The organism is Arthrobacter sp. I3, from assembly GCF_000520575.1.
In the GTDB taxonomy this organism is placed as follows: Bacteria; Actinomycetota; Actinomycetes; order Actinomycetales; family Micrococcaceae; genus Arthrobacter; species Arthrobacter humicola_A.
The window spans coordinates 22,729-34,521 of the sequence record NZ_KI914936.1 but is presented as its reverse complement, the minus strand read 5'-3'; the positions used below and the strand labels follow the sequence as shown (position 1 = coordinate 34,521).

Genomic DNA, 11,793 nt, shown 5'->3' with positions numbered 1-11,793 from the left:
GCTTCCGGCGAACTCGCGATGCGTGCCTGCCCGCAGCACGAGCGCCGACGAGAAAAAAGTTCTTGACAAATAAAATTGTCGGTGGGCAGACTGGAAGCATGTTGGACATCGGAGTGATTGAGGATCCGGCCGCGGCGGAGGCTTCGCTGGACCCGATCCGGACGCGGATCCTGCGCGAGCTGGCCGAACCCGGATCTGCGACGCAGCTCGCCGCGAAGGTGGGCCTGCCGCGGCAGAAGGTGAACTACCACCTCAAAGCGCTCGAGCGGCATGGGCTCGTCGAGCTCGTCGAGGAGCGGCGGCGCGGCAACATGACCGAACGCATCCTGCGGGCGACGGCGGCGTCGTACCTGATTTCGCCGGCGGCGCTGGCCTCGGTGGCGCCGGACCCCCACCGGTTCTCGGACCGCTTTTCCGCCTTCTGGCTGCTGGCACTCGCTGCCCGCATGGTCCAGGAGATGGGGCAGCTGATCGCCGGGGCGGCCGCGGCCCGGCAGAAACTCGCCACCTTTGCCATCGACGGCGAGATTACCTTCCGTTCGGCGGCGGACCGGGCGGCCTTCGCCGAGGAGCTCGGCGTCGCCGTGACCAGGCTCGTGGACAAATACCACGACGGCGGTGACCTCCCCTCAGGTTGCCCGGCAGATCCGCAGGCAGGTTCCCAGGCAGGTCGCCGGCCGGAAGGACGCAAGCACCGGCTGGTCGTCGCGCTGCACCCGGCACTCAAGGCGCCGCAGCCGAAAGCAGCGCACGAAGACCCACAAACAGCAATCCCACAAACGAACCCACAAGCCAAGGAGCAGGACAATGACTGACCAACGGAAATTCGAAATCGTCTACGACACCGAACTGCCCGGTACCCCGGAACGGGTGTGGGAGGCCGTCACCAAGGACACCCCGGCCTGGATGTTCCCCACGGACCAATGGCCGGCGGTCCGGACCGTGGACGAATACCCCTCCCATCTGGTGTCCCGGATGGACGGACCGGATGGCTGGTTCAACCAGCTGGAGCACGTCCTGGAACCGCTCGACGGTGGCCGGGCCCGGCTGCACTATGTGCACAGCGGCATCTTTGCGGACAACTGGGATAAGCAGTACGACGGCGCCAGCAAGCACACGGCGTTCTATCTGCACACCCTGGGCCAGTACCTGAAGTACTTCGACGGCAAGCCCGTGGTCTTCACGGACATCCAGGCACCCGCCGCTTCGCAGACGCCGGATGGCTTCGACCGGCTCAAGCGGGCCCTCGGCGTCGACACTGCCGTTCCGGGGGAGACGGTGGAGCTGGAGCTCGACGGCGTCGGGCCGCTGGCCGGCGAGATCGACTTCGCCAACGAGCACTTCCTCGGCCTGCGGACCGCGGACACGATGTACCGCTTCTTCGGGCGCAACGCCTTCGGCGCGCCAGTGGGGATGACCGTGCACGACTTCAGCGGCAGCGGGGACGCCGGGGCGACGGCCCAAGCCTGGACCGGGTTCCTGGCGAAGGTCTACGCCTGATCCCGCGACGCGCATCCTGCCTGGCGATGCCCTGAACGCTCGAGTTCGCCGGGAACGGGCCGAAGTCGCCGGAATGGTCCGGCGACTTCGGACGTTTCCGGCGACCTCGAGGCGCAGGGATGAACGGGCGTCGCAGGACAGGCCTGAAAGCGCCCCAGAATTCAGGCGATGGCCGCGGCCGGCGGGGACGACAGGTTGCGCCGCAGCTGCGGGGAGGCCTCCAGCCGGTCCTGGGCCAAACGCAATGCCAGCACGGCCGTCTCCAGCTGCTCCGGTGGCAGCGTGAACGGCAACCGCAAGTACTGCTCAAACGCGCCGCCGACGCCGAACCGGGGTCCGGCGGCGAGCCGGATCCCGACGTCGGGGGCCAGCACCGCCAGTGCCGTGCTGATCGGCGCCGGGAGTCGGCACCAGACGGACAGGCCGCCGTCGGGCCACTCGGGCTCCCAGCCCGGCAGGTGCTCCCGAATTAGTTCCACCAGTGTGTTCCGGTTCTCGCGCAGCGCGGACAGCCTGTCGGGGAGCGGCTCCGTCATGGCGTTGACCAGATGCGCCCCGGCCAGCTGCTCCACCACCGGCCCGCCCAGGTCAAGGGTGGTGCGGGCAGCGGCGAAGCGCCGGATGAGGGGCTCGCTGGCGCGGATCCAGCCGGTGCGCAGCCCTGCCCAGTGCGACTTGCTGAGGGAACCGAGGGAGACCACCGCCGGGCTGAAAGCGGCCATGGGGGTCGACGCGGCGCCGTCGAGGTTCAACTCCCGCAGCGTCTCGTCCACCACCAGCACAGTGCCCGACGCCGCGGCCGCCTTCACGAGCCGGCGCCGCTGGGAATCGGGCATCAGCCGGCCGGTGGGGTTGTGGAAGTCCGGCACCACGTACGCCATCGCGGGCCGCTGCTGGAGCAGCGCCGTTTCCATGGCCTCGAGGTCCCAGCCGCCTGCGCCGTTATGGGCAAGGCCGTCGTGGGCGGGGCCGTTACCGCCTGCGCTGTGGACACGGCCGCCGGGGACTGCGCCGTTATGGCCTGTGCCGCCGGGGGTTGCGGCTGGCATGGCCACCGGGACCGGTCGGCAGCCCGCAGCCCGGATCGCGTCGAGGGCGTTCGGGTAGCTCGGATGCTCCACCAGCACCTTGGTCCCGGACCGCCCGGCCAGTGTGCGGAGCACAATGTTCAGCGCGTGCTGGGCGCCGGAGGTGACCAGGACCTGCGCGGCCGTTGTCGGGACCCCGGCGGCGGTGTACCGGGCCGCAATGGCTTCCCGGAGCGGGCCCACGCCCAGGGCGTCATAGCCGAAGCCCGGCAGCAGGGCCGGCAGTTCGGTCAGGGCCGCGGCAAAGGCCCGGTGCACCACTTCGCCGCTGGCGGGCAGGGAGGCGTAAGCCAGGTCCAAGATCCCGTCCGGTACCGCCAGGCCGGGCGCGCCGCTCAGCCGCAGGGCTCCGTCGTGGCTGCCGGTATGCACAGGCCCCTGGCTCGGGATGCAGCTCCGGCTCCGGCTGCCCTGGCCGCTGCTGAGGAAACCCTGCTCTCGCAGCAGGGCGTAGGCCGCCGTCACCGTGGTGCGGCTGATGCCAAGGGCCGCTGCCAGCGAGCGCTCGCTCGGCAGGGCGACGTCCAGGGCGACGCGGCCGTCGAGGATGAGCAGGCGGACGACGTCGGCCAGCTCGCGGTAAGCGGGGGCGGCGCCGACGTTCCACTCGCCCAGCAGGCGGGCCAGCGACCCCGGAGTCAAAGAGACGGACATAGAGCCAGTATTTCAAACTGGCTATGGATTGCAAGGCCAGTTTTCGTGGAGGATGGAGACCATGTTGACCCGCAGACTCCTCCAGCTCCTCATCGGCCTCGCTCTTTACGGCATTTCCCTCGCCATGGTCATCCGCGCCAGCCTCGGCACGGCGCCGTGGGACGTGCTCCACCAGGGGCTGGCGGCCAGGACCGGGCTAAGCCTCGGCACGGTGGTGGTGATTGTCAGCTTCCTGGTGCTGCTGCTGTGGATCCCGCTCCGGCAATGGCCCGGCGTCGGAACCCTGTGCAACGCCGTGCTGGTGGGGGTCTTCGCGGACATCGGGCTGGCCCTGATTCCACAGTTTTCGCATCTGGGCGGCCAGATATGCCTGCTTGTCGGGGCGGTGCTGCTCAATGGCGTCGCCTCCGCCTGCTACATCGGCGCCCGCCTGGGCCCGGGCGCACGTGACGGGCTCATGACGGGCCTCGCCCGGCGGACGGGCTGGCCGGTCCGGGTGTGCCGCACCGGCATTGAAGTGGTGGTCCTTGGCGCGGGCTGGCTGCTGGGCGGCTCAATCGGTGTGGGCACGGTGCTGTACGCGCTGGTCATTGGCCCCCTGGTGCAGTTGCTGCTGCCGCGGTTCACCGTTCCGGAAACGCGTCCGGTCCCGGCGGCAGGAACTGAAGCGGCCGGAGCTGAAGCGGCCGGTTCTGAAACGGAAGCCGCCGTTGCCGGGACGGCGGTCCCCGGGACGGCGGTCCCTGTGGCGGCGGGCAGCGGGCCGGCCGATTGATTTCCGCGGGTTGATTTCCGCGGGCCCCGTCAGCCGGCGCCCTCTGATCCGGGGCCCGGCAGGGGCTGGCAGGTGGGGCAGTAGTAGATGTCCCGTTCCTCGGTGACAGTGCCGGCGCCGTTCTCCTTGCCCAGGACGCCGCGGCGGATCGGAGTGCCGCATTTGAGGCACGGCTGGTGCTCGCGCCGGTAAACCCAGTAACCGGGACGCCCGGCGGTGCGGCCCACCGGCACGCCCCGCGCGTTCAGCACGGTGGTCCGCCGGCCCGGCCCGAGGTTGGCGGAGAGCAGGACCTGGGCGTCGGTAATGATGGCGGCCAGATCCGGCACTGCCGAGACGGGCGACGCAGGATGGACGCCCGCGAGGAAGCAGGCCTCGCACCGGTAGATGTTTCCGATCCCCGCCAGCTTGCTCTGGTCCAGCAGGGCGACGCCGATGGGAACGTCCGGGGCTGCGAGCAGCCGGTGTTCGGCCTCGGCCGCGTCCCAGTCCGGGCCCAGCAGGTCCGGGCCGAGGTGCCCCACGATGGTGTCCTCCTGGTCGGTCCGGACCACCTCAAGGATGCCCAGGGAGAACCCGACGGCGTCGGCCGTGGCGGTCCGCAGCACGCAGCGGGCCGTGAAGCCGGGCTTCCGCCAGCGGCCCCCGGGCGGGTAGACCTGCCAGCTGCCCTCCATCTTCAGGTGCGAATGGATGGTGAGCCGGTCTCGGGGCGTCGGGCCCTGGACGCGCATCAGCAGGTGCTTGCCGCGGGGCACCACCTCGGCCACGGTCCAGCCGCCGAGCTTGAGGGTGGCGAAGCGCGGGACCCGGAAGTCGGAGGAGACCAGTTCCTTCCCGGCCAGGGCTGCGTGCAGCTGCGCGGCGGCGCGGAAGACCGAATCGCCCTCAGGCACGGATCCTCAGTCCCTTGGGGGTGGAATAGGCCCCGGCGTGGGCGAGGGCGGCCGCCACCGGGGTGTCCAGGATGCCGTGGCCGTTGACCTTTTCCATGATCAGCTTGTCCACCGCGCCTCGGGTCACCACACCCACCAGGGCCGTGCCGGCCGCGGCCAGGACGTCGGGGTCGTCGCTGAACGCGAGCAGGGTCTTGCCGCCGCGCTCGACGTACAGCGCCAGGGCGCCGTCGACCAGGACCACAAGGGCGCCGGCCTTCCGGCCCGGGCGGTGGCCGGTGCCGGCGTCGACGTTGAGCGCGGGCCATGGCAGCGCGGCGCCGTACGGGTTGGCGGGGTCGGTCGCGGCGAGGGCAAGGGCCACCGGTTCGGCCTTGTGCAGTTCGGCGTCCTCGACGTAGGACCGCAGCCGGTCCACCGTGGCGGGGACGGCGAACTGGGCCGCACCGAGGTGTTCGATGAAGTAGCCGCGGCGGCAGCGTCCGGCTTCCTCGAGTCGGGCCAGGACCTTGTACATGAGGCCGAAGCCGCCGAGGATGTTTTCCGCCATGACCGAGCCGCGGGTGACCACGCCGTAGCGGTCCAGCAGCAGCTCCGCGGTGGCCCGCGCATGGATGGTGGGATCGAGCTCCGGGGAGGGCAGCGCGGACCAGCGTCCCGCGGCGAGCGGGGGAGCGGGCGCGGTGCCGGTCACGGATCCGTACCGGCCGCCGGTGAGTCCCGGTGATCCGAGCAGGCCGGTGCCGTGCGCCCGTCCGAGCCGGCTGAGCCGCGGCGCGCGGGCCCGCGGGGCGCGCCCCACCTGCCGGTGCGCGGTGTGCCCGCCGGCGATCAGTGCCCTGACGGGGGCGAACGTGTCGCCGGTAATCCGGCCCGCCCAGGCGAGATCCCAGAGTGCGGCCACCACGTCCTGGTCGCTGAGCACCGAATCCATGCCGCCGGCAACCTCGGTCAGCTGCCGGAAGAAGTAGCCGCCGCCGTTGTTCTGCAGGTGCTCGAGGAGCCGTCGCTGCGCGTCGCCGGGTTCGAAGTCGATGGACGGGTTCAGCGTCAGTTCAGCCGAATCGGCGAGGTGCAGGCTCACCCAGCCGTCGTTGCCCGGCAGCGAGCCGGCACCGGACCAGAGGACCTCGCCGGCGGCCATGAGCTCGTCCAGCATGGCCGGCTGGTAGTTGGAGACGCGGCTGGCCAGGACAAGCGGCTCCCATGCCGAGGCTGGAATGGGCACGCCGGAGAGCTGGTCGATCGCCGTGATGATGCCGTCCAGGCCGCGGAGCGCGGATTGCCCGCGGCCGCCCGGGGTCCGCACGTTCTGCCAGGCGGGAAGGAACCGGCCGTAGGCGGCGGCGTCCACCGGCTCGACTTCGGCGCGGAGCGCGGCGAGGGAACGGCGGCGCAGCCTGCGGAGGACCTCGGCGTCGCACCATTCGCTCACATTGGCCGGAGGCAAAAGGGGAGGCACAACAGTGGGCTGGAACGCCTCCTCGCCGGATCCATCCACGCCGGAACCCTCAACCCCGGATTCTTCACCGCCGGCTGCCGTGCTGGCCGACGTGACCGCCGGCGGCGCAGCGTGCGGGCGGAACTCTCCTTCCACCACGCGCCCGTCCGCGGCCAGCCGCTTCAGTGCCGTGCCGACGACGGCGACGCCCAGTCCCAGCCGCGCCGCGGCCTCGGCGGCGGTGAAAGGCCCGTGCGTGCGGGCGTAGCGCGAGACGAGGTCGCCGAGGGGGTCAGCGACCGGTTCGATGAAAGCCAGCGGCACACCCATGGGCAGCGGCACGCCGAGGGCATCCCGGAGCCGGGCGGCATCCTCGACGGCCGCGAAGCGTTCGACGCCGCCGATGTTGACTTTGATCGCCCGGTTGGCCCGCTGCAGGGCGGTGAGGTGGGCGGCGGCGTCGGACTCCGCTGCCGGGGTTTCGACAGGCAGCACCTCCGGGGTTTCGGCTAGCCCAGCCGGCAGGCCTTCGACATGCTCAGCCGCCGGTGCGGTCCCGGCAGCCTCGCTTCCCTGGGCTGGGGCCGCGACCGGCTCCAGCCGGGCGGCGACCTCGTCCGGCGAGAGCGGACCGAGGAGGCGCAGGAGGTCTGCGACGCCCTCCAGCCCGCGCACCTGTCGGTCGCGGGCCAGCCGCTGCAGTTCGCGCTCGGTGGCCTCGATGACCTTCGCATCCAGCAGTTCGCGCAGCTCCACGCGGCCCATGAGCTCGTTGAGCAGGGTGGAATCGAGGGCCAGGGCGGCGGCCCGGCGCTCCGCCAGCGGGGAGTCGCCTTCGTAGAGGAACTGGGCCACGTAGCCAAAGAGCAAGGACTTCGCGAACGGGGAGGGCTGCTGGGTGGTGGTCTGGACGATCCTGAGCTCGCGGCGCTCGACCGACGCGGCGATGTCCTTCAGCGCCGGAAGGTCGTAGACATCCTGCAAGCACTCGCGGACCGCCTCGAGGACAATCGGGAACGTCGGGTACTTCCTGGCAACATCCAGCAGCTGCGCCGAACGCTGCCGCTGCTGCCACAAGGGCTGCCGCTTGCCGGGATTCTGCCGGGGCAGGAGCAACGCGCGGGCCGCGCACTCGCGGAACCGGGAGGCGAACAGGGCGCTCCCGCCGACCTCCGCCGTCACGATCTGCTCGATTTCCTCCGGGTCAAACAGGAACAACTCGGCGCCCGGCGGCTCATCTTCCATCATGGGCACGCGCAGCACGATGCCGTCGTCGGCGGCCATGGCCGAGCCGTCCATCCCGTAGCGCTGCTGCAGGCGCTGGCCCACGGCCAGGGCCCACGGTGCGTGCACGGGCATGCCGAAGGGGCTGTGCAGCACCACGCGCCAGTCGCCGAGCTCGTCGTGGAAGCGTTCGACGACCAGGGTCGTGTCGCTGGGGACCACCTCGGTGGCGAGCCGTTGTTCGGCGAGGTACTGGATCAGGTTGTTCGCGGCGTAATCGTCCAGTCCGCTGGCCTTGCACCGCTCGGTGGCCGGCCCGACGTCGGACGCCGCCAGTTCGCGCATGAACGCGCCGAGGGCGCGGCCCAGGTCCACCGGCCGGCCCAGGGAGTCGCCCTTCCAGAAGGGGAGCTTGCCGGGCTGGCCGAACGCCGGCGAGACCAAGACACGGTCGTGTGTGATGTCCTCGATCTTCCAGCTGGTGGCGCCGAGGGCGAAGATGTCGCCAACCCGGGATTCGTAGACCATTTCCTCGTCGAGTTCGCCCACCCGGCGCCCGCCCTTGGCCGCGGCGGCCGCCGGGCTGGCTGCCCTGCCGTCCGCACTGGCGCCGGAGGAGCCGCTACCGCCCGTGCCCTCGACCTCGGTGCCGATGATGTAGACGCCGAACAGCCCGCGATCCGGGATGGTGCCGCCGGACGTGACGGCGAGCCGCTGCGCGCCGGGCCTGCCCTCGATGGTCCCGGCATTCCGGTCCCAGATGACCCGGGGGCGCAGTTCGGCGAACTCGTCCGAGGGGTAGCGCCCGGCCAGGAGGTCCAGGGTGGCCTCGAACGCGGAGCGGGGGAGCGAGGCGAACGGCGCCGACCGCCGGACCGTGTTGAACCAGTCCTCCACGTCGATGGCACCGAGGGCCGTGGCGGCGACCGTCTGCTGGGCCAGGATGTCCAGCGGGTTGGCCGGTACGCTCAGCCGCTCGATCTTGCCCGCGAGCATCCGCTCCACGGTGATGGCCGTGTGGACCAGGTCTGCCCGGTGCTTCGGGAACAGGACGCCTTGGGAGACTTCGCCGACCTGGTGGCCGGCGCGGCCCACCCGCTGCAGGCCGCTGGCCACGGAGGGCGGCGACTCGACCTGCACCACCAGGTCCACGGCACCCATGTCGATGCCGAGCTCGAGTGAGGACGTGGCCACGACGCAGCGCAGCCGACCGGATTTCAGGTCATCTTCGATCAGGGCGCGCTGGTCCTTGGACACGGAGCCGTGGTGGGCGCGGGCCAGCACGGGATCGGCGCCGGCGGTGCTCCCGGCCTGGGCCATCATGTGGGCCGGTGTGGCGGTGGACGTGGGCTGCGCGGCGGCGCCGCCGGACGGCATGCCCGCACCGCCGGACGGCACTGGATTCGGCACTGCCTGCGGCACGTCATTCGGCACGGCGTCGAAGTCCGGGGCGCCGGCGCCAAAGTCTGTCCAGCCGCCGCCGGCTGCCAGGAGCTGGCGTTCGGCGTAGATCTCGTTGAGCCGGGCGGTCAGCCGTTCGGCGAGGCGGCGGGAGTTCGCAAACACGATGGTGGACTGGTTGGCGAGCACCAGGTCCACGATCTTTTCCTCCACATGCGGCCAGATGGAGGCCTGGGGCTGCAGCCCGGAGGCCGGACCGGAGTCGAAGGCCCCGGCGGCGCCCTGGAGATCGGACATGTCCTCCACCGGGACGGAGACGGTCAGGTCCCAGTTCTTCCGTGACGGAGGGGCGACAATTTCCACCGGCGCCGAGCCGGCAAGGAACTGCGCCACCAGCTCCTTGGGTTCCACGGTGGCCGACAGCCCGATCCGCTGGGCGGGCTTGGGCAGCAGCGCGTCCAGCCGTTCCAGCGACACCGCCAGATGCGCCCCGCGCTTGGTGCCGGCGACGGCGTGGACCTCGTCGACAATGATCGTGTCCACCTCGCTGAGGGTTTCGCGGGCCTTGGACGTCAGCATCAGGAAGAGCGATTCCGGGGTGGTGATGAGGATATCGGGCGGGTGGCTGAGCAGCGAGCGGCGGTCCGACGCCGTCGTATCCCCGGACCGGACACCCACGGTAATGAGCGGGGCCGGGAGGTCCAGGCGTTTGGCGGTCTGCGTGATGCCGATCAGCGGCGCGCGGAGGTTGCGTTCGACGTCGACGCCGAGAGCCTTGAGCGGGGATATGTACAGCACGCGGGTCTTGCGCTGGGGCGCCTTGCCTCGAGCAGGCTTCCGGCGCCCGCCCTTGGCCGAGGGGTCCAGGCCGGGGAGGGCGTCGGGCTCTGCGGGCGCGGAGACGAGCAACCGGTCCAGCGCCCAGAGGAACGCGGCGAGCGTCTTGCCGGAGCCGGTGGGTGCGACGACGAGGGCGTGCGAACCGGAGGAGATGGCATTCCAGGCGCCGTTCTGGGCCGGTGTGGGCGCGGAAAAAGCGCCCAGGAACCAGTCCCGGGTCGGCCGGCTGAACCGGTCCATGGCGTCGGCCGCGAGTGCGCCTCCGGCGAGCTCCTGCCCCTTCATTCCTCCATCATGCCCTACCCCGCCGACACTATTGGCCGGGCCACATCATGGGGCAGCGGGTCCCCCGGGGGCCAGGTGCCCCGGGACGGACGGGAGCGCAGACACGCTGGAGCAGAGACGCGGGGGACGGGTGTTACTTGGGCTGGAAGGCACCGATGGTCAGCAGGTTGATCTCCGTGTTGGTGCAGGCGTCCAGTTGCTGCGGAATGAACAGCGACGCGGTGTCGTTGGGCGGGTAGACCCGGAATCCTGCCGCCGGTGTCTTGGTGCAGTCCGGGTAGTTGGCGGCCTGGGTGTAGCGCAGGGTGGCTGTGCCGGCCTTGCCCGGGGCAAGCGTGACGTCGGTGACCGGGCCCGAGTCGTCGCGGGTGGCGGCGGCGCCGATCGGCTCACCGTCGGCCCCTGCTGTGAGGGAGACGCCCGCGAAGCCCTTCAGCAGGCACGGTTCGGTGCCGGAGTTGGTCAGGATCAGCTGCATGTAGATGCTGCCGGCCGCGCCGCCGCCGGTGGCATCGGTGGTGCCGGTCAGGCTTGCGGCCTTGCACAGCTGGGGGCCTGCCTTGGCGGTGGACGGTGCGGCGGCGGCAGAGGATTCCGGCGCGGTGGCGGACGTCGCCGGCGGCTGGCTGGTCTCCGTGGCAGACGGGCTGGGCGGGGACGTGGCCGACTGGGCCTGCGTCGAGCTGCCCCCGCAGCCGCTGAAGAGGAGGGCCGCCGCGGCAGCCGTTGTCACAACCAGTGCGTGCTTCATTCGCTGAGACCTCATGGCTCAACCATTATCCCCGCCGTTGCCTTAGTCAACGATGCCACTGCGACGGAGCCCGATTGATGTCCGGATTGTGATTTCCCGGCATCGGCCGAGGTCAACTGCGCCGCGTGCTGCTTCCCGGAGCCGGCGAGCAGCTGCCCTAGTCGGTCTCGGGCCCCGAGCAGTAGTGGCAGTCGTCGGGGCAGGAAGCGGCCCAGGGGTCCGTCCCGGCCGCGGACCCGGACAGGATTTCCGGCTGCCGTGCCAGCGCGGTTGGCCGGTCAGTTGCCAGCATGCCCGGCTCCTTCGGGGTCTGCCACGCTCAGTTCAAAGCCGTCGGCAACGTGGAACAGCTGCCGGTGCCCGCCGTCGGAGAGCACCCATACGACGTCGCCGTCGGGCGTGCGGTTGTCGACCAGGCCCGCGTGCTCAAGGCGGCCGCCACGGTGGAGGTGGACGGCGTCGCCGATCTCGACGTCGTCCCAATGGGCGGCGCTGCCGGAAGGCCGGTTTTTCTGCAAGGTCATGAGGAGTCCTGAACGGTCACGGGGAAACGAGGATGTGACCCAGCTAACCGCGAAATGGCCTCCCGCCTCAATGGTCAAGTGAATGAGACACCGACTTACTGTTGTGCACAAGTCCAAGGGCAGAAGTCCAGGGCCGGAGCCCCCCGGGCAGAACTCCGGGCAGAACTCCGGACGCCAGGCGGCCGCCTACGTGTCCGTGCGGGCTGCGCGGCGGGTCAGCCAGGCAAAGGTGGGCGGAGGGGGCGGCGGGACAGCCGCTGCCCCGGCCGCCGTGCGCCCCGAGGTGCCCCCCGCTGCCGCGCGGCGCCGGCGCAGTTCCAGGGCGAGGCTCTCCTGGCCACGGGCCATCGCCCAGCGGTGGTTGGCGGCGAAGGCCGGCTTCAGCAGCCAGCTCAGCCGCCGCAGCAGGGGCTT

9 protein-coding genes and 1 pseudogene are annotated in these 11,793 nt (G+C 71.1%); 3 read left to right on the top strand and 7 right to left on the bottom strand.

Annotation, left to right across the window (positions count from 1 at the left end; translation table 11 throughout):
• The first annotated feature begins 98 nt into the window (after positions 1-98).
• Both Y706_RS0114650 and Y706_RS0114645 read left to right on the top strand, forming a co-directional pair.
• Positions 99-815, top strand: coding sequence for a winged helix-turn-helix domain-containing protein (locus tag Y706_RS0114650; RefSeq protein ID WP_028277174.1), 717 nt, complete (start codon positions 99-101; stop codon positions 813-815).
• Positions 808-1,500 (top strand): SRPBCC family protein, encoded by a 693-nt coding sequence (locus Y706_RS0114645; RefSeq protein WP_028277173.1) that lies wholly within the window; start codon positions 808-810, stop codon positions 1,498-1,500. Before Y706_RS0114650 ends, Y706_RS0114645 begins: the two co-directional genes overlap by 8 nt.
• Positions 1,501-1,661: 161 nt before the next feature.
• On the opposite strand, the gene Y706_RS0114640 is transcribed toward Y706_RS0114645, so the two are convergent.
• Positions 1,662-3,242 carry a MocR-like transcription factor YczR gene (locus tag Y706_RS0114640; RefSeq protein WP_028277172.1) on the bottom strand — a complete coding sequence of 527 codons (1,581 nt, stop codon included), beginning with the start codon at positions 3,240-3,242 and terminating at the stop codon, positions 1,662-1,664.
• Positions 3,243-3,303: 61 nt separating this feature from the next.
• Between Y706_RS0114640 and Y706_RS25635 the strand changes: the two genes are divergently transcribed.
• A complete protein-coding gene (locus Y706_RS25635; protein WP_173403084.1) occupies positions 3,304-4,017 on the top strand; it encodes a membrane protein YczE in 714 nt (237 codons plus the stop codon).
• Positions 4,018-4,046: 29 nt separating this feature from the next.
• On the opposite strand, the gene Y706_RS0114630 is transcribed toward Y706_RS25635, so the two are convergent.
• The 6 genes and pseudogenes from Y706_RS0114630 to Y706_RS25625 all read right to left on the bottom strand — a co-directional run.
• Entirely contained in the window at positions 4,047-4,913 is an 867-nt protein-coding gene (locus tag Y706_RS0114630; protein WP_028277170.1) for a DNA-formamidopyrimidine glycosylase family protein, read from the bottom strand.
• Positions 4,906-10,104, bottom strand: a complete 5,199-nt coding sequence (locus tag Y706_RS0114625; protein ID WP_028277169.1) for an Lhr family helicase — start codon at positions 10,102-10,104, stop codon at positions 4,906-4,908. Before Y706_RS0114625 ends, Y706_RS0114630 begins: the two co-directional genes overlap by 8 nt.
• A gap of 133 nt (positions 10,105-10,237) precedes the next feature.
• Complete coding sequence (locus Y706_RS29630; RefSeq protein WP_028277168.1) at positions 10,238-10,870, bottom strand: DUF4232 domain-containing protein; 633 nt, start codon at positions 10,868-10,870, stop codon at positions 10,238-10,240.
• 142 nt (positions 10,871-11,012) lie between these two features.
• Positions 11,013-11,147, bottom strand: a complete 135-nt coding sequence (locus Y706_RS30590; protein WP_275450882.1) for a hypothetical protein — start codon at positions 11,145-11,147, stop codon at positions 11,013-11,015.
• Positions 11,134-11,379, bottom strand: a complete 246-nt coding sequence (locus tag Y706_RS0114610) for a hypothetical protein (RefSeq protein ID WP_028277167.1) — start codon at positions 11,377-11,379, stop codon at positions 11,134-11,136. Before Y706_RS0114610 ends, Y706_RS30590 begins: the two co-directional genes overlap by 14 nt.
• 186 nt (positions 11,380-11,565) lie before the next feature.
• Positions 11,566-11,793: pseudogene (locus tag Y706_RS25625) on the bottom strand (polyketide cyclase); the annotation flags it as partial.